We start from the raw sequence: 16,964 nt of genomic DNA on the forward strand, positions 1-16,964 counted from the left end.
AAAAACTTAGCTATTTTGTCTATCAAACTTGTTGCAATGGCTGTTTATCGGTTTTTAATTCACATTCTTTATCGCAATTGTTAGTCTATTTCGTAATTTTGATAGTAATAAAAAGAGTTGTTATGAAAAAGTTTTTGGCCATGTCTATTTTGGCGGCCTGTTCTAGCAGTGCGTTTGCAGATGTAAACTACTCACTGTCTATTACTCAGCCTGAACACCACCTTGGTAATGTAAGTGTTGAGTTTCCGCAAACAGCACAAGCACATTTAGATATTAAACTTCCTGCTTGGCGTACTGGTCGCTACGAAATTTTAAATCTTGCCAATGGCGTGCGCTTTTTCGAAGCAAAAGATGATGATGGTAAGGCATTAGAGTGGGAAAAAATTGACCACAGCACGTGGCGTGTTCACCTAAACGAACCTACTCAAGTCAATGTAGATTACCAAGTGTACGCTAACGAGCTAGGTAAACGTGCTCGTCATATTGATGACAGCCATGCCTTCATTGATGCATCAGGCTTTTTCATGTTCAGTGAATCATTCCGTCAAGATCCAGTTAAAGTTGAACTAGATGTACCAAAAGCATGGCGTTCAGTATCGGGTATGGAAAATGCGGGCTCTAAACACAGTTTTAAAGCCTCTGATTACGATATTTTAGTTGATTCACCAATCGAAACGGGTATCAACGAGCTACACAAGTTCACCGTTGATGGCCGTGAATATGAGTTAGTTATTTGGGGTGAAGGCAACTACGACGTAGATCAAATGCTAACTGACCTTAAAAAGCTAGTGACAACCGGTAATGTAATTTGGGATAGCTACCCGTATGAGCGTTATGTATTTATGGTCCATGCTACGTCAGGTGCAGGCGGTGCAACAGAGCATTTAAACTCAACCATTATCCAGCGCCCACGTGACCGTTTTGGTTCTCGTAAAGATTACCTTGCGTTTATCAGCACCGCAGCTCACGAATTTATTCATACTTGGAACGTAAAAGCATACCGCCCTAAAGGTATCGCGCCGTATGACTACACCAATATTAACTACGCGAAAACATTATGGATTGCAGAGGGCTCAACCAGCTACTTTGAAGATCACTTAATGGTGCGTGCTGGCATTGAAACAACTGATGAGTTCTTCGGTACGTTAACGAAAACCGTTAATCGTCACTTACAAACACCGGGTCGCGAAGTACAAAGTGCAACCGAAACAAGCTTTGATAAGTGGATCAACCAAGGTGGCGACCACGCTCGCAACTACAGCACCAATATCTATTTAGAAGGTTCATTGATTTCAATGGCACTCGATATTGATTTGCTAGAAAAAAGCGATGGCAAAATCAGTTACCGCGACGTTCACCGCGCGCTTTACAACAAGCATCGTTTACCAGATGGTTTTACGCCAGATGATGTTAAAGCGATTTTAAAAGAGCTTACTGGTCGTGATTACAGCGCTTGGTGGCAAGCAAATGTGGATGAGCCAGCTGCTATCGACTTTGATGAGCTACTTGCAAAAGTAGGCTTAGGTTTAATTCGCCCTGAAGGCGCAAAATCAGTACCTAGTATTGATTCGTTTGCAAAAAACAGCGGTGAGTTATTAACCCTAACTCATGTTCGCCGTGGTGGCGCTGCATGGCAAGCGGGCTTAACGACTGATGACAAAATTGTTGCGTTTAACAAAAAGCATGTTGGTAAAGATTTAACAGCCAGCCTCGAAACGTTTAAAGCAGGCGACACAGTGACTGTTGATTTCATTAGACGCGATGCATTACAAAGCACAACGCTAACACTTAGCGAAGACTTTGATAAAGAGAAAAAGGTCAAAGCATTAAAAGATGCAACACCAGCTCAAATGGCATTGTTTAAAGCATGGATGGGTGTTAACCACCCAAATCAAGCTAAATAACAGCCAAGCAAAATAAATCGTTAATGATTTTTGATTGGTAAGAGAGGAGCTGCGGCTCCTTTCTTTTTGCTCGGTGTTTGTTGCGCTTTTACAAACTGCTTTGTGTACTTTGTGTTTAGTAGTGCACTATGAAGTTGCTGTTTTTTACGTCGCCAAAACGACTTTTTAACTTTGGTTGATCTATCCCGAATATCGCTTTGTGAATTATCGGGTTGTGACACTGGGTAGGGCAGCAAAGAGTATCCATAAACACCGGTTTCCCACACATGCTGTAAATCGCAGTCAACGGGGCGGCCAAATGTGGCTGTGGCTTTTAACAGCGCTTTTGCACCTTCAAAACTAACAGCAGTTGCACAGCAGCCAGACATAAGCTTTTTATGAATGACTAAGTGTTGCTCATCAGCAAGGGGTTTTGTAAAGTCAATTTCCCGATTTCGGTCTTTATAAGCGGCCAATTTTATTAGCTGCCAAGGCTGTTTTAATGTACTAATGTTTTCAATTGCACTGTGAATAGAGCGGTCGAGAACAAAGTCATCTTCTAAAATAATGGCGTAATCTAATTGCCTATCGACAATGGTTTGCCATGCTTTTCTGTGACTCAGGTAACAGCCAATTTCACCTTTACTCAAGGGCTTATGGTATTTGTTTAGGTTTAAATCAGCACTATAGTGCTTGGTTATCTCTATATCAGACAGCTCTCTACCATCAATTGCATCAAGGCGTTCAAATGCCAAATTTTGTGCATTTAGCTCATGGCTTACACGGTTCAATCGTTCAGTAGAACTTGCTAAGTTGATTACAAAAATAGCGGTCATTATCGTTACCTGATGGTCAGTTTGAATCAGGCTAACAAGCTTTAATGACGCTTGGGTGTCAGAACTATTTCGCTTTTATGTCAGGGCGAGGAGTGTTTAAAATCGCTTGCTTTTCTTGTTCGGATAAAATGATCCAATCAAAAATCTCATCATTACTGCGACCACAGCCAGTGCAATAACCATTTAGGCGATGACATTGACCGATGCAATCTGTTTTGTATTGGCTGGTTGGTATTTTTGAATGTGTCATAGTGATGTGAAGGCTAATCTCTATTAGCCTTCCTAAGTGTATTACTTGCCTTCAATTGGCTTACCAATTTCAAGGGTAGTAGACCAAGGCTGTTTGCGTGATAGGGTTTTACCCGAATGAATTGAGATAACAGGGTTGTTTTCGTCAAGCACAAACGTGGTGCGTAACGATTCAGCTGACTCTTTTTGTGTTTGATGCCAATTATTACCCGCTAAACAAGCTTGGGTAAAATTTACCGCACGGGTGTGATCAGCGACAGCTTGTTGCTGTTGCTCGTAGTTGCCTACACAGCGATAGGTAACATTGTCTTTATCAAGCGCCGTGATTTGACAGTTATCGGCAATAAGGTTGTATTTCGCTGTCCATGTTTCCATGTATTTAGTATTTACACGGCTACGTTTTAAGCCTTCAAAGCGGTTGTCGTAAGCACCTAATAGGGCGTTAATTTTCTCGCAAGGGGTTAAGTTATCAATGGCTGTTTGTTGTTCAGTTGTTAGTCCTGTACAACCTGTTAAAACAAGGCCAGTTAGTAAGGCGGCGAGTGGCTTTTTCATATCAGGCTATCCTTTTAAATAGCAGTTCCTTAAACGTTTCCTAAAGGATACCTAAGCCCTTGTAAAAATGCTAATAAAGATTGGTGATTACAAAGCAAAATGCCCTCGTAAAGGAGGGCATTTTAGTTGCGTATATGGTAAAAGCGCAGGCTTACATTTTAGTTTTACCAGCAATGTTGGTCACTTTTACTGAGCCAGAACCATCACTTAGTAACTCAAAGTTTGCTGCAGTATCAACGCGAATGCTGCCTGAGCCATCTGAAACGACAACATCACCAGAAATATCATTTAAGTCGATGCCACCAGAACCATCGTGTATTTCAATATTGCCCTGTGCGTTGGCAACATCAATATTACCTGAGCCGTCATGAATTTTAATATCACGGCTGATATTACGTGCCTCTATGCTACCCGAACCATCATTGATTTCTAATGTGCCTGTAATGTCATTTGCGGTAATTGAACCTGAACCATCGTTGATCACAGTATCAGCGACTTTGCTAATAATAATTTCGCCAGAGCCATCGTGTACATCAACATTAAATGAACGAGGGATCGCAACAGTTAAATCAATGCGGGTTTGCTTATTGGTGTGGTAATCGCACTGGCCTGCACTAAGTGCTGCGTTATTGCCTTTGGCTTCAAGGTTTAAGCAGTATTCATCATGAGGCTTTTCTTGATAAATCTCGGCTTTAACGGTTACTTCATCACTGTCACTACCGGTTATATGTAAAAAACCAGAGCCGGCTTCTACTTTTAAAGCGCTTAATGAGGCTGCATCTAGCGTTAGGTTTTTCGTTGCTTGTAGTGACATATCACCCCAAGCAAAGGTTTGTGCTGATAATAAGCCTGCGGCAATGAGTGAGAGTGTTTTTACTGTACTTAACATGGTTCTTCCCTTTCAAATGTGTGGTGTTATTAGCTTAGTCGCAGGTGCTGATAAAAAAGGTTTAAAGGGTTTAAAAATTTTTTATAAAAATAATAGGCTGAACTTATGAATTCTAAGGTTAAGGCTAATAATTACAAAGTAATGCGATAAGTGGGATTAATAAATGCACCTGTATTTTCTATGTACGAAATAGAACATTTAATAAGACTAACATTCTGATATACACGATTAAGTAGAGCTTGAATCATCAAGCCCTACTAAAAAGGACAAATTTTTTAGTTTAATAATTTATTTCTATTTGACCAACTGAAACAGTTCCTTGCTGCCAAGTTGTTCTACATGTCAATGAAAGAATAGAATTGTCTTGATAATTATTATCTAAACTTGTTGTGAAATTAACACTTTGTTTAGATGAGTTATTTAGATCAGATATGCTAATCCAATCAAAACCCTGTCCAGTCCCATATTTAAGCCATACTTCACTGTTGCCATCATTTACTTTTTTAATCTGTGAAATTGAGCAACCACCAAAAGAGTTATTTAAACCTTGAGTAGTACCGTGAACTGTTAGTTGGTATTGACCAATGTTATCGTTCAATGGAATTGCACAATTGAAGTAACGTGAAGTTCTTGAAAATGTTGGGTTGAAAATAAAGTATCCGTTAGCGGTTGCGCCAACATTTTCTAAAGAGACTTCTTTTAATGCTGATAAATCGCCATTTGTAGCAATTAGCTCGTTTAAAGCTGAAGATTTTTTCACAGTATCTTCACTACAATGCGCAGAGCCAGTAAAAGTAATTGTTTGTGAAAATGCTGATGTTGATGCAATCGCTAAAAGGGTAGCAATTGATAATGAAATTTTATTCATGATAAGAATCCTTCTTCTTTGTCCTTTTCAATTGAATTAGACCATAATTAGACTTACTAATCAAATAATGAAATTATATATATTGTTGAATTTATTGCATTTATTTCAAGTTGACATCAATTCACGTTTTTACTGTTGTTGCAATGGATTCTAAAATCACACTATATGTGAGGAGGTGACCTTGCAGGACTTAAAGGCTTTAGTGAACATGACTTTACCCGTGATGTTTTAAAGCACAGGGTAGATAAGAGTGGATTTAAGAAACACTAAAAAAGATGCACCTAAAAAGGTGCATCTAACTGAACTTAATTTACTTATGGCGACCTTGTAAACAGCTCACCACATCAGCCAGCGATAGGCCTTGGCGCTGCAATAACACAGTTAAATGATACAGTAAGTCTGCCGATTCATTGGTTAATTCATCGTTATCATGTTTCATGGCTGCAAGGGCAACTTCAACGCCTTCCTCACCCACTTTTTGGCAACTACGGCTTAAGTCTTTTGCAAACAAAGACGCTGTGTAGCTTTTACTTGGATCATCGTCTTTACGTGAGACAATCACTTGTTCAAGCTCAGCTAAAAACGACAAACTAGGTTTAGCATCATCGCCAAAACAGCTTTGTGTACCTAGGTGGCATGTTGGTCCAAGTGGGTTTGCCAGCACTAATAGTGAGTCGTAATCGCAGTCGGTATGCACCGAAACGACTTCAAGGTAGTTTTCTGATGTTTCGCCTTTGGTCCATAAGCGCTCTTTAGAGCGCGAGTAAAAGGTTACTTTTTGTTTGTCGAAAGTTGCAGCTAATGCGTCTTGATTCATAAAGCCTTGCATTAAAATGACACCAGAGCGTGCATCTTGCACAATAGCTGGGATCAATTCGCTTTTGGCAAAATCGACTTGAGAAAGTGTGTCTTTGGTTAATTGCATAGTCTTGCCGCTACATTATTATCAGTTAAAAATTGTTTTAGTTCGCCAATATCAATGACGTTCTTGTGAAATACGCTGGCAGCGAGCGCGCCATCGACTTGGCTTTGTTGAAACACATCAACAAAGTCTTGCATCGTACCTGCGCCGCCCGATGCAATTAGTGGAATATCGCACAGTGCACGCATTTTTGATAGCTGAACATTGTCGTAGCCTTTACGCACGCCGTCTTGGTTCATGCAATTGAGTACAATTTCACCAGCACCTAGGTCTTGCACGCGCTTAACCCATTCTTCGGTTTTGTAGCGAGTACGGCTTGATGCATTTGGGTCGCCAGTCAGCTGGTAGACTAAATATTCGCCAGTGTTTTCATCATAAAAGCTATCAATACCCACAACTACGCATTGTTTACCAAACTCATCGTGTAACTCTTTGATAAGCTCTGGGCGAGCAATTGCAGGGCTATTAATACTGATTTTATCTGCACCACGTTCTAAAACACGTGCTGCATCGGCAACAGATTTAATGCCGCCTGCCACACAAAATGGAATATCAATGTGGCGTGCAATATTCTCTACCCAATTAACATCAAGTAGGCGTTTTTCGACGCTGGCACTGATTTCATAAAACACCAGCTCATCTGCACCGGCATCGCTGTAAGCTTTAGCAAGCGTTAAGATATCACCAACTACTTCATGGCCTTTAAATTTAACGCCTTTAACAACTTGGCCGTCTTTTACATCTAAACAAGGGATTATGCGTTTTGATAACATGCTAACGCCTCCTCAACATTAAAGGCACCATCGAGCAATGATTTACCTAAGATAACACCGCCAACGCCCAGTTTTTTCAGCTTTGCAATATCATCAAGTGAGCTTACACCGCCTGATGCTTGAACTTTAATCTCGCTGTTGTGGTTGGTTAAATCTTCATAAAGTGCAAACGAAGGACCGGTCATGGTGCCGTCTTTACTGATGTCAGTACACAGAAAATCAACTACACCCAGTGCCACGTAAAAATCAACAAGTTCGAACAAACCAAACTCAGATTCACTTAACCAACCATGTGTTGCGGGTGCCCAGCCGTTGTCAGTTTTATTTACATCTAGTGCGATAACAAAGTGAGAGCTGCCAAATTTTTCAATCCACGCCTTTACTTGTTCGCGCTTTTCAACGGCCATTGAGCCGATCACGACTTGATTAGCACCGGCTTCAAGCCAGTCAGCAACATCTTGCTCTGAGCGAATACCACCGCCCACTTGATAAGGCACATTAAGCGCTTTGGTTGCAGCTTGAATATGCTGCCACTGTTTTTTATTTGGATCGCGCGCGCCTTCTAAATCAACTAGGTGCAGTTTGCCTGCGCCGCTGTTTGCGTACTCTTGTAAGCGTGCGCCAAGTTCGTAAGGGTAAAATTGTGCTGTATCATACTTACCTTGGTATAAGCGCACAATTTGGTTTTGTAATACATCGAGTGCTGGAATAATCACGTTTATTTCTCTTATTTTTTGCTGCGCTTACAGCTGCCAATCTAAAAAGTTTTGTAAAAGTCGCGTGCCTACTTTGGCGCTTCGCTCAGGGTGGAACTGCATGCCTGCGTAGTTATCTTTGGCAACAATCGCAGAAAAAGCTTGCCCGTATTCACCGCTAACTAGGGTGGCATCGTTTACTGTGTGCGCAAAGCTATGCACAAAGTACACTTGATCTTGCGCAGATAACCCTTTGGTAAGGGCATGCTCTTTTAACACACTTAAGTCATTCCACCCCATGTGTGGTGAGGTTAATGTGCCCACTTCTAAGTGCTTAACAACACCCGGAATTTTGCCAAGGCAATCAACATTACCTTCTTCTGTGCTGTCGCAAAGTAATTGCATGCCTAAACAAATGCCCATTAGCGGGCGCTGATATTCATCAATTGCTTGCTGCCAACCACCGTCTTTTAAGCGTTTCATGGCAACAGAAGCATGACCTACGCCTGGTAAAATCGCACGTTCAAAGCCTTTCAGTTGTTCAGGGGAGGTGATCACCTCTGGCGTCTTCCCTAAGCGCTCAAAGGCAAAACGAACTGAGTTAATGTTGGCACAACCGGTATTAATTATGGCAATCATAAACACCCCTTAGAGCTGGCAGTTTGTTGTGTGGCATCTTTTGCAATCGCAGCGCGAAGTGCTCTTGCAAACGCTTTAAATAAGCCTTCAACTTGGTGATGACAGTTACCATCGCTAACCGACAGAATTAGGCTCATGGCGGCATTATCACTTAAGCTTTTAAAGAAGTGTTCAACCATTTGCACGTCTAAGTCGCCCACTTTTTCACGGCTAAAATCGGCATTTAATACAAACGAGGCGCGACCCGATAAGTCAATTTGCGCTTCTGCTTTACATTCATCCATAGGGAGTGCAAAGCCATAGCGACCAATTTGCGTTTTTGTACCTAGCGCTTGTTTAAGGGCAAGGCCAAGTGCAATGCCGATATCTTCAACTAGGTGGTGCTCATCAATGTGTAAGTCGCCAGTGGCTTGAATATTAAGTCCGATGTTGGCGTGTGTACGAATTTGGTCAAGCATGTGATCGAAAAAGCCAAGGCCAGTGCTAATTTCGCCATTTTTTGTTTGGTCTAAATTAACTTGTACATCGATTTGCGTTTCTTTGGTGTTGCGAGTGACACGGCCTTCACGGTTCGCGGTTGTCAACTTAGTGACAATGGCATCCCAGCTGCCGTCATACAAAATGCCTTCACAGCATAAGTTATTAGCAAGTCCGATATCTGTTTGGCGGTCGCCAATCACAAATGAGCGTGCTAAATCGACTTTACCTGAGCGCATCAGCTCAGTAAGTAAACCAGTTTTTGGTTTACGGCAGTCACAATTTTGTTCATCAAAGTGAGGGCAGATCAGAACTTCATCAAATTTAATCCCTTGGCTGTTTAAGATATCCATCATCTTGTCTTGGGCAATATCAAAATCAGCGGTCGGGAAGCTATCAGTGCCTAAACCATCTTGGTTTGAAACCATCACAAGGCGGTAACCTGCCGCTTGAAGTTGTAATAGAGCAGGGATCACATTCGGCAAGAACACTAATTTTTCTAGGCTATCAACCTGTTTGTCGGTGATAGGCTCTTCGATAATCGTGCCATCGCGGTCAATAAATAAATACGGGTTGCTCATGATAATTCCTGTTCTACTGTATTGCTGGTCAGTGATAAGCCATCTAACCAAATTTTTACTTGTTCTAGTTCTTGCTCGTTACCGATAGAAATTCGTAACCAATCATTTTCGCCATATAAAGTGAAGGCACGCATCACGAGTCCTTGCTCAAGTGCGATATTAAATGATTGTTTGTCTTTTAGTTTTAAGGTGACGAAGTTACCTTCACCGCTCAGTACTTTGATAACAGCAGGTGATTGCTCAAGCCAATTTTTTAGTTTGGTTTTTAAGCTATTTAAAATCGTTACCTGACGGCGCATTGAAGCGATGTTGTCGCTACTTAATGCATCTGCGGCAATGCTCGCAACCACCGTTGATACAGGGTAAGGCGCAATCACTTTACGAATAGGCGCAAGTAGCTCGCTGTTGGCTAGCGTAAAGCCTGTTCTTAAACCCGCAAGTGCAAATGCTTTTGATAAGGTTCTTAGTACCACAAGGTTACTAAACTCGTTGATCAGGCTTGCCGCTGTTTGTTCTGGGCAAAATTCTATATAAGCTTCATCCACCACTACAATCGCTTTACCCGCAAGTTGCTGGGTGATTTTTCTGATTTTGTCTAGGCTTGTCATGCTGCCGGTAGGGTTATTTGGATTACAAATAAACACCAACTTTGAATCAGCAACTGCAGTGACAATCTCATCAACCGTGCCTTTTAATAACAGCTCTTGAGTTAAACCGTTAATCGCAATGTTGTGGGTATCAGCAGTGACTTTGTACATGCCGTAAGTTGGCAAAAAGAGTGCAATGCTATCTTTAGTAGGGCTACAAAAAGTACGTACTAATAGTTCAATACCTTCGTCAGCGCCACGAGTCATCAGTACTTGCTCTGGCTCTAAATTAGCATAGCAAGCGTAACGAGTGATCACTTGCTGAGGCTGCGGATCTGGGTAGCGATTTAAATCAGTTAAATTGATATTTGGCGTACGTGAATACGGGCTTTCATTGGCATTTAACCACGTTGTGCCTGTTAGTTTTTCACTTTTCGCTGAACTATAGGCTGTAAGCGCTGCAATGTTATCTGGCAACAGCGTTGTTATTTTTGAATTATCGCTCATTGTTCATAGCCTCAAGACGAATTGAAACAGCATTAGCGTGAGCATCAAGCCCCTCTGCTGCAGCCAAAGGTAAAATTGCTTTAGATAATTCACGTAAGCCATTTTTACTGATGGTTTGCACTGTGTAAGTTCTAAAGAAGTCCAGTAAGTTTAAGCTCGAATAAGTCGCACTGTAACCATACGTTGGTAGTACGTGGTTAGTACCCGATGCATAGTCACCGGCAGACTCCGGAGTGTAATCACCCACAAATACTGAGCCGGCATTTTTCACTAAGCTTAAATAAGGCTGCGCATCAGCAAGCTGTAGAATAAGGTGCTCAGGACCATATTGAGCAGACACCGCAAAGGCTTGCTCAACCGAGTCGACTAATATCAAGCTTGAGTTAGCAAGGGCTTGCTCGGCAGTGTCTTTACGACTTAACTTTGCTAGCTGCTCTGTTAATGCTTGCTGTGTTTTTTCAATAATGCGTGCGCTGTTACACAGTAAAATAACTTGCGAATCAGCGCCGTGCTCTGCTTGCGATAATAAATCTGCCGCAATAAACCCTGGGTTTGCACGCTCATCAGCAATCACTAACACTTCAGAAGGACCAGCTGGCATATCAATCGCCATACCCGGAATAGTTTGCGCAACAAGTTGTTTTGCAATGGTGACAAAGCTATTTCCCGGGCCAAAAATCTTGTTCACTTTAGGCACTGATTCTGTACCGTAAGCCATCGCTGCAATCGCACCCGCGCCGCCACTTTCTACAATGGTTTTAATACCACATAGTTTTGCCGCATATAAAATGGCAGGGTTGATAGTTTCATCGGCTTTCACAGGTGTAGTAAGCACAACGGTTTGTGCACCACTCAACTGTGCAAGCACCCCTTGCATAATTACTGACGATGGCAGTGGCGCACTACCACCTGGCACGTAAATACCTACCGCTTCAATGGCTTGATATTTAAGTTCACACAATACGCCAGGTTGCGTTGTTAACTTAATATCTTTAGGTAATTGTGCTTGGTGAAAGCGTTTTACATTGGCGTAGGCCGTTTCGATAGCGGCTTTTAACTCGTTTGATAATAACTGCTCAGCTTGGTTTATTTCTTCAACTGGCACTAATAAGCGCGGTGTTTCGCGCTTATCAAACTCTTTTGCCATCTTTAATAACGCTGCGTCACCTTGTGCTTTAACTGCATTTAAGATGTCGATGCAAATTGCTTCAACCTCTTTACTTGCAGTAACAGCAGGGCGGGTAAGTACCGCCTGCTGTGCTTGTTGATTTTCCTCATTCCAGCGAAACATGGATAATTACTCCATCATTTTTTCAATTGGCATAACAAGAATTGAGTTAGCGCCTAGTGCTTTTAACTGTTCCATTGTTTCCCAGAAAAGGGTTTCGCTGCTAACCATATGTAGCGCAACATAATCGTCGCTACCAGCAAGCGATAGTAAAGTTGGTTGACCTGTGCCAGGTAGTAAGTCGCATACTTCATCAAGCTTTGCTTTTGGTGCGTGTAGCATGATGTATTTACTTTCTTTTGCTTGGCGTACACCACGTAAACGCGGCATTAGCGTATTGATTAAATCAAGTTTGCTTTGATCAGTTAGATTCTTGTTTTGAATTAAACATGCGTTTGATTCTAAGATGGTATCGCCTTGCATTAAGCCGTTTGCTTCTAACGTTGCACCTGTAGATACTAAGTCACAAATTGCATCAGCTAAACCAGCACGGGGCGCAACTTCAACAGAGCCCGTTAACATAACTGTGCTTGCGTTAATACCTTCGCGTTTTAGGTATTGGCTTAAGATTTCTGGGTAGGTAGTGGCAATGCGTTTACCTTCGAACCAGCTTTTATTTTGTGGACCAAGTTCTTGCGGCCATGCAAGTGCAAGGCGACAGTAACCAAAATCAAGCTTAGAAAGTTTGTTTACTTCGAATTCCACACCTTGGCGTTCGCGTTCGGCTTGTACTTCAACAAGTACGTTTTCACCTACGATACCCAGATCACACACACCGTCCATTACTAGGCCCGGAATATCGTCATCGCGTACACGAAGTACATCAATTGGCATATTGGTAGAGTGTGCGATTAAACGTTGTTCACGAAGATTTAATTTCACACCAAGTTGCTTTAGCAACTCTTGGCAGTCTTTTGATAAGCGGCCGCCTTTTTGGATGGCGATTCGTAAACGGTTGGTATTGCTCATTATTCATTTTCCTTTAATTCAAAAACTAAAAACCCCGAGGGAACCTCAGGGCGAAAATAAATAATTGGGTTGATTGCTCGCCAGAGGTTCCTTTTAGGAATAACCTCTCAGCGAAAAACCTGACAGGCTATTCCGGTGAATGATGGTGATGATGGATAGTTGTCAGATTGAAGCGCATAATTTTTCCTGTATTGCACTCGTTTGTATAAACCAGTGCGTAAATCTGTTTAAATAAGTTACGTATATAGATAAACATGCTTTGCTAATATTTGGCAAGCATTTTTTTGCGAAATTAAAGTATATGCTATAACCGCCGATAATAAATGGATAGATAGGAGGTACAAATGGATATCATGATCCCCTTTTTAGGTCGAATTACACGGCTACAGTTAGAAAGTAAAGGCGCATTTCACATTGCGGGCGTAAAAGATGCGAACGTGCAGCGAATTGAACTTGAAAAACGCCAAAAACGAGAAATAGAGCGACGAAAAAAAGCTGCTAAAAAAGATGATAAAAGCGGTAAAAATGCCATAGAAGAAGATGAAGAGGGTAATAAACACCTAGATACATGGGCATAGCAGAAATTTAAGAAATTGTTTGTATGCAATAGACCATTTTTTTCTGCTAGGGTTAAGAAATACATGTGATTTTGATCAAAAGGCAATCTAATGGAACGACCAGCAGTGCCGTTAAATGAGCAAGCAAGGCTTGAAGAGCTTCGCTCTTTGGATGTATTAGACTCTCAGAGCGACCCCGCCTTTGACCGAATCACTCGCCTTGCCCAACAGTTTTTCTCTGTGCCAATTTGTGTCATTAGCTTAATTGACGAGCATAGACAGTGGTTTAAGTCATGTGTGGGGTTAGATGTGACAGAGACTGCAAGAGACATTTCTTTTTGCGCCCATGCAATTTTATATAAAGACCCCCTAGTGGTTGAAAATGCCTTAAACGATAAACGTTTTGAAGATAACCCGCTGGTAATGGGTGACCCAAATATTCGTTTTTATGCAGGTTGCCCAATCACACTTAAATCAGGAAATAGAATTGGCACTTTGTGCCTTATTGATCACCAACCTCGCAGTTTTAACAATAAAGATACTAAAGTTTTAAAAGACTTTGCAGCAATTGTCGAGCGTGAGTTTGCGGTTATGCAATTAGCAACCACAGATGAGCTTACCTTATTACCCAATCGTCGGGGTTTTATTAGCACAGCTGAACATTACCTTGATTTATGCATTCGCCAGCATTTAAAAGCAAAATTGGTATTTATAGATTTAGATAACTTTAAAGCAATTAACGACCAGTTCGGTCATGCTGCAGGCGATCGGTTGCTAAAAGATTTTGCAAGGTTGCTGGAAAGCTGCTGTCGCAAAGCGGATTTATATGCGCGGTTGAGCGGTGATGAGTTTGTAATTTTGTTTACAGATTTAAATACCAGTGATTGCGAGGCTATTATGCAGCGTTTATTTTTGTCATTCAGTCACTTACCTAATAGTTTTAATAATCAAGTTGAACTTAGCTTTTCCTATGGCATTGCCGATTTTTCAGATCAGCAGCCTTGCTCGCTGACTAAATTACTTGCTGTTGCAGACGCACGAATGTATTCCGATAAAGCACAAAAAAAGGCTCGATAATCGAGCCTTTAAAGTAAAAATCAGTGCTTAATTTTTCGCTTCTGCTGATTGAATACTGCTTTGGATCAACGGCGATATTGTCAAACCTTGTACGATAATCGAAAAGATCACCACCACATAAGTGACAATAACAATCAAGTCATGTAAATCAGAGCCTGCGATCATTACTTGATCGCGTGGGATGGCAGCTGCCATTGCAAGCGCTAAACCACCCCGTAAGCCACCCCAAGTGAGTATTTTCACTGAGTGCTTATCGTACTGGCGGTACTTTTTAAAAAATACAAATGGCGTGCCTACACTTAAAAAACGAGCCAGCAACACCACAGGCACCATGAGTAAACCTAAGCCAATTTCTTCAAGAGTAATAGGCATAGTGACAATTAGCATTCCGATGATCAAAAACAGCAAGGCATTTAAAAAGCTATCTGTGGCATGCCAAAAGTCTTTCACGTAGCGAGTATCTTCAGGCCCGGTACGCTCTGTTGCTTTTGAACGAGTAATATTGCCAAGTAAGATACCACTGGTGACCATAGCAAGGGCACCTGAGATTTCCCAAATATTTGCTGCTGCAAAGCCGGCTGTTGGAATGGTCAGGGTTAGTAGCAAACGAATGTTCACATCGCGGCTATTAATAATTAAAAAATGCCCGACTAACGCAATCACCAGACCAAACACGATACCGCCAATTGCATCAACTAAAAACAATTCTGCAACGTCAGTAAAGGTAGCTTCGGTGCCATAAAAGGCCACTGAAAATATCGTTGTGAAAATCACTAAACCAATACCATCATTAAACAAAGACTCACCTTCAACTTGCACAGAAATACCTTCTGGGGCTCGCATTTGTTTAATAATGGCTAACACTGCAATCGGGTCGGTTGGGCTGATTAAAGCACCAAACAATAAACAGTAAATAAACGGCACGGGCCAGCCAACAAAAGCAAACAAATAATAGCTCAAGTAACCAACAATGACCGTTGAGGTTATTGTTGAAAATAACACTAATGCGGTAATTTCCCACCGTTGCTTTCGAAGGGCTGCTAAGTTGATTTCTAGCGCACCCGCGAACAGCAAAAAGCCGAGCATCCCTTTTAATAGCAACTGATTAAAGTTGATACTGGAGACAACTTGAGTCATTTCGAGGGCGGTGGTATCACCAAGCATTTTAACGGCAAGTATAAGAAGTAGAGAAATAACAACAGAACCTGTTGTTATAGCAATTGTAGTTTGCATTTTGAGGATGAATTGGTTAGCAAAAGCAATAAAAATAGCTAATGCTGAAAGAAAACAAATGAGGTACCAAGCATTCATTGTTTGACCTTAAATATTTTTATAACAAGACGCAGAAAGCAGTCACTTTCTGGCCGCATATAGTACGCCTCTAAAATAGGTATGTCACAGTGTTTATGCGATTTTTATGACATTTTAGAGTAAAAATTCAAGGTGCTGATTGCATATGTATAATCGCTGTTAATAATGTCTCAAAAGAGACAAAAAAAACCTGATGAATGTGCAATTATGATAACTTCAGTTAGGTCAATCAGCCTGTTTAAAGTGAGCCGATTCTTGGCTGGTATTTATAGCTCTGATTGGGTAAGGGATCACAATTCCTTCTTTTGCGTAACGTTGATGTAATGCTTTGATAAACGCAGATTTTACCCAAAAGCGGTTAAAGTACTCTTTTGCTCTTAACATCACCGTAAAATTGATGCTTGATTGGTCAAAAGTATGAAAGACCACAAAGGTCTCGTAATCATCGATGCCCCATTTATGGCTTTTTAAGATCTGTCTTGCTACATCCAAAGTTACTTGCTCAACTTTTTCAAGGTCGGAGCCATAATGAACACCCACCTCAACGGGGACGCTGAGCTCTTTTTCGGGATAAAAGTAGTTAATGATGCGTGATTTAGACAGCTGACTATTGGGGATGACTATCATGTTGTTCGGCAACATTTTCACCCAGGTTGAGCGCCAACCAATTTTCTCAACAAACCCTTGGTCGCCACTTTCAAGCTCTATAAAGTCGCCGACCCGAATTGGTTTATCAATCACCAACTGCACGCCAGAAAAAAAGTTTTCGAGTGTCGGTTGCAAAGCCAAAGCGACGGCAAGAGAGGTAATGCCTAATGAGGCAATAACTGGGGTGATTGATATGCCTAACGTGCCTAATAACACCAATAAGCCAACACACACAATTGCACAGCGGATCAAGCCTTTAATGATGCTATGACTATTCGAAACCACCACCGAGCGGGCACTGTAATAATCAACGGTACCAAATAAGAAATGATCTAAAAATAACACTAAGGCAAAAATACAAATGGATTTAGCGGTGGCCGCAATAGGTAAGGGGTGCTCAGCCATAAAGCCGGTGGTGTTCAATAACTGACCAAAAATGATCACAAGCACCATCATTGTGCACAAGGTCAATGGTGTAGAGAGTGAGTCAACCAATAAAGAGTCGAACACAAAGTCAGTGCGTTGAGTCCATTTTTTTAAACAATAGATAATTACAAACCTCAATAAGAACAAAGTGATAGCGGCTAGTGCAGTGCCTCCAATGACAACCAGCCAAGGCTCATTTAGCCATTCATTTTGTATCAACTCAGTATTCATGCTTAGTCCTTAAATTCTAGGTACTTGGTATTGCTGCAAATTATGTACCCAGGCTT

General features: G+C 41.4%; 18 protein-coding genes. 3 read left to right on the top strand and 15 right to left on the bottom strand.

Going from position 1 to position 16,964, the window contains the following annotated elements:
• The first annotated feature begins 122 nt into the window (after window positions 1–122).
• The gene (locus tag NO991_RS02480; RefSeq protein ID WP_371351646.1) at window positions 123–1,904 is read left to right on the top strand and encodes a M61 family metallopeptidase; all 1,782 of its coding nucleotides are present in this window, start codon (window positions 123–125) and stop codon (window positions 1,902–1,904) included.
• A 20-nt stretch (window positions 1,905–1,924) separates the two neighbouring features.
• Here the strand turns inward: NO991_RS02480 and NO991_RS02485 are convergent, their stop codons facing one another.
• The 13 genes from NO991_RS02485 to hisG all read right to left on the bottom strand — a co-directional run bounded on the left by NO991_RS02485 (window position 1,925) and on the right by hisG (window position 12,658).
• On the bottom strand, window positions 1,925–2,719 hold the full coding sequence (locus NO991_RS02485) for a glycosyltransferase family 25 protein (RefSeq protein ID WP_235373713.1): 795 nt from the start codon (window positions 2,717–2,719) through the stop codon (window positions 1,925–1,927).
• Between the two features lie 64 nt (window positions 2,720–2,783).
• A complete protein-coding gene (locus NO991_RS02490; protein ID WP_054552009.1) occupies window positions 2,784–2,969 on the bottom strand; it encodes a DUF1289 domain-containing protein in 186 nt (61 codons plus the stop codon).
• Between the two features lie 41 nt (window positions 2,970–3,010).
• Window positions 3,011–3,523 (bottom strand): hypothetical protein, encoded by a 513-nt coding sequence (locus NO991_RS02495; RefSeq protein ID WP_055021702.1) that lies wholly within the window; start codon window positions 3,521–3,523, stop codon window positions 3,011–3,013.
• A gap of 151 nt (window positions 3,524–3,674) precedes the next feature.
• Window positions 3,675–4,412: a hypothetical protein gene (locus NO991_RS02500; protein ID WP_235373714.1), complete on the bottom strand. Its 738-nt coding sequence runs from the start codon at window positions 4,410–4,412 to the stop codon at window positions 3,675–3,677.
• A 280-nt stretch (window positions 4,413–4,692) separates the two neighbouring features.
• Complete coding sequence (locus tag NO991_RS02505; RefSeq protein ID WP_138600742.1) at window positions 4,693–5,280, bottom strand: hypothetical protein; 588 nt, start codon at window positions 5,278–5,280, stop codon at window positions 4,693–4,695.
• A gap of 310 nt (window positions 5,281–5,590) precedes the next feature.
• Window positions 5,591–6,205 (bottom strand): bifunctional phosphoribosyl-AMP cyclohydrolase/phosphoribosyl-ATP diphosphatase HisIE, encoded by a 615-nt coding sequence (hisIE, locus tag NO991_RS02510; protein WP_054552013.1) that lies wholly within the window; start codon window positions 6,203–6,205, stop codon window positions 5,591–5,593.
• Window positions 6,196–6,975 (bottom strand): imidazole glycerol phosphate synthase subunit HisF, encoded by a 780-nt coding sequence (hisF, locus tag NO991_RS02515; protein WP_054552014.1) that lies wholly within the window; start codon window positions 6,973–6,975, stop codon window positions 6,196–6,198. The genes hisIE and hisF overlap by 10 nt, the downstream gene beginning before the upstream one ends.
• A complete protein-coding gene (locus NO991_RS02520) occupies window positions 6,957–7,691 on the bottom strand; it encodes a 1-(5-phosphoribosyl)-5-[(5-phosphoribosylamino)methylideneamino] imidazole-4-carboxamide isomerase (RefSeq protein ID WP_063707479.1) in 735 nt (244 codons plus the stop codon). The genes hisF and NO991_RS02520 overlap by 19 nt, the downstream gene beginning before the upstream one ends.
• Before the next feature lie 27 nt (window positions 7,692–7,718).
• Complete coding sequence (gene hisH, locus NO991_RS02525; RefSeq protein ID WP_063707478.1) at window positions 7,719–8,309, bottom strand: imidazole glycerol phosphate synthase subunit HisH; 591 nt, start codon at window positions 8,307–8,309, stop codon at window positions 7,719–7,721.
• A complete protein-coding gene (hisB, locus tag NO991_RS02530) occupies window positions 8,306–9,367 on the bottom strand; it encodes a bifunctional histidinol-phosphatase/imidazoleglycerol-phosphate dehydratase HisB (RefSeq protein WP_138616622.1) in 1,062 nt (353 codons plus the stop codon). The genes hisH and hisB overlap by 4 nt, the downstream gene beginning before the upstream one ends.
• A complete protein-coding gene (gene hisC, locus NO991_RS02535) occupies window positions 9,364–10,461 on the bottom strand; it encodes a histidinol-phosphate transaminase (protein ID WP_187490069.1) in 1,098 nt (365 codons plus the stop codon). Before hisC ends, hisB begins: the two co-directional genes overlap by 4 nt.
• Complete coding sequence (gene hisD, locus NO991_RS02540) at window positions 10,451–11,752, bottom strand: histidinol dehydrogenase (protein ID WP_371351647.1); 1,302 nt, start codon at window positions 11,750–11,752, stop codon at window positions 10,451–10,453. Before hisD ends, hisC begins: the two co-directional genes overlap by 11 nt.
• A 6-nt stretch (window positions 11,753–11,758) precedes the next feature.
• Window positions 11,759–12,658, bottom strand: coding sequence for an ATP phosphoribosyltransferase (gene hisG / locus NO991_RS02545; protein WP_138616628.1), 900 nt, complete (start codon window positions 12,656–12,658; stop codon window positions 11,759–11,761).
• A gap of 344 nt (window positions 12,659–13,002) precedes the next feature.
• On the opposite strand from hisG, the gene NO991_RS02550 reads away from it, so the two are divergent.
• Both NO991_RS02550 and NO991_RS02555 read left to right on the top strand, forming a co-directional pair.
• Window positions 13,003–13,236: a hypothetical protein gene (locus NO991_RS02550; protein WP_054552021.1), complete on the top strand. Its 234-nt coding sequence runs from the start codon at window positions 13,003–13,005 to the stop codon at window positions 13,234–13,236.
• A gap of 90 nt (window positions 13,237–13,326) precedes the next feature.
• Window positions 13,327–14,292, top strand: a complete 966-nt coding sequence (locus NO991_RS02555; protein ID WP_194441029.1) for a sensor domain-containing diguanylate cyclase — start codon at window positions 13,327–13,329, stop codon at window positions 14,290–14,292.
• 27 nt (window positions 14,293–14,319) lie between these two features.
• Here the strand turns inward: NO991_RS02555 and NO991_RS02560 are convergent, their stop codons facing one another.
• The gene (locus NO991_RS02560) at window positions 14,320–15,603 is read right to left on the bottom strand and encodes a sodium:proton antiporter (protein WP_054552023.1); all 1,284 of its coding nucleotides are present in this window, start codon (window positions 15,601–15,603) and stop codon (window positions 14,320–14,322) included.
• Window positions 15,604–15,828: 225 nt separating this feature from the next.
• A complete protein-coding gene (locus NO991_RS02565; protein WP_300418271.1) occupies window positions 15,829–16,908 on the bottom strand; it encodes a mechanosensitive ion channel family protein in 1,080 nt (359 codons plus the stop codon).
• Window positions 16,909–16,964 lie beyond the last annotated feature (56 nt).

This window comes from Pseudoalteromonas sp. DY56-GL22 (genome assembly GCF_041414715.1).
Taxonomy (GTDB): Bacteria; Pseudomonadota; Gammaproteobacteria; order Enterobacterales; family Alteromonadaceae; genus Pseudoalteromonas; species Pseudoalteromonas simplex.

Excerpts from the sequence above, each read along its gene's own strand:
- NO991_RS02480 (WP_371351646.1), top strand. The coding sequence starts at position 123 with ATGAAAAAGTTTTTGGCCATGTCTATTTTGGCGGCCTGTTCTAGCAGT.
- NO991_RS02485 (WP_235373713.1), bottom strand. The coding sequence starts at position 2,719 with ATGACCGCTATTTTTGTAATCAACTTAGCAAGTTCTACTGAACGATTG.
- NO991_RS02490 (WP_054552009.1), bottom strand. The coding sequence starts at position 2,969 with ATGACACATTCAAAAATACCAACCAGCCAATACAAAACAGATTGCATC.
- NO991_RS02495 (WP_055021702.1), bottom strand. The coding sequence starts at position 3,523 with ATGAAAAAGCCACTCGCCGCCTTACTAACTGGCCTTGTTTTAACAGGT.
- NO991_RS02500 (WP_235373714.1), bottom strand. The coding sequence starts at position 4,412 with ATGTTAAGTACAGTAAAAACACTCTCACTCATTGCCGCAGGCTTATTA.
- NO991_RS02505 (WP_138600742.1), bottom strand. The coding sequence starts at position 5,280 with ATGAATAAAATTTCATTATCAATTGCTACCCTTTTAGCGATTGCATCA.
- hisIE (WP_054552013.1), bottom strand. The coding sequence starts at position 6,205 with ATGCAATTAACCAAAGACACACTTTCTCAAGTCGATTTTGCCAAAAGC.
- hisF (WP_054552014.1), bottom strand. The coding sequence starts at position 6,975 with ATGTTATCAAAACGCATAATCCCTTGTTTAGATGTAAAAGACGGCCAA.
- hisH (WP_063707478.1), bottom strand. The coding sequence starts at position 8,309 with ATGATTGCCATAATTAATACCGGTTGTGCCAACATTAACTCAGTTCGT.
- hisB (WP_138616622.1), bottom strand. The coding sequence starts at position 9,367 with ATGAGCAACCCGTATTTATTTATTGACCGCGATGGCACGATTATCGAA.
- hisC (WP_187490069.1), bottom strand. The coding sequence starts at position 10,461 with ATGAGCGATAATTCAAAAATAACAACGCTGTTGCCAGATAACATTGCA.
- hisD (WP_371351647.1), bottom strand. The coding sequence starts at position 11,752 with ATGTTTCGCTGGAATGAGGAAAATCAACAAGCACAGCAGGCGGTACTT.
- hisG (WP_138616628.1), bottom strand. The coding sequence starts at position 12,658 with ATGAGCAATACCAACCGTTTACGAATCGCCATCCAAAAAGGCGGCCGC.
- NO991_RS02550 (WP_054552021.1), top strand. The coding sequence starts at position 13,003 with ATGGATATCATGATCCCCTTTTTAGGTCGAATTACACGGCTACAGTTA.
- NO991_RS02555 (WP_194441029.1), top strand. The coding sequence starts at position 13,327 with ATGGAACGACCAGCAGTGCCGTTAAATGAGCAAGCAAGGCTTGAAGAG.
- NO991_RS02560 (WP_054552023.1), bottom strand. The coding sequence starts at position 15,603 with ATGAATGCTTGGTACCTCATTTGTTTTCTTTCAGCATTAGCTATTTTT.
- NO991_RS02565 (WP_300418271.1), bottom strand. The coding sequence starts at position 16,908 with ATGAATACTGAGTTGATACAAAATGAATGGCTAAATGAGCCTTGGCTG.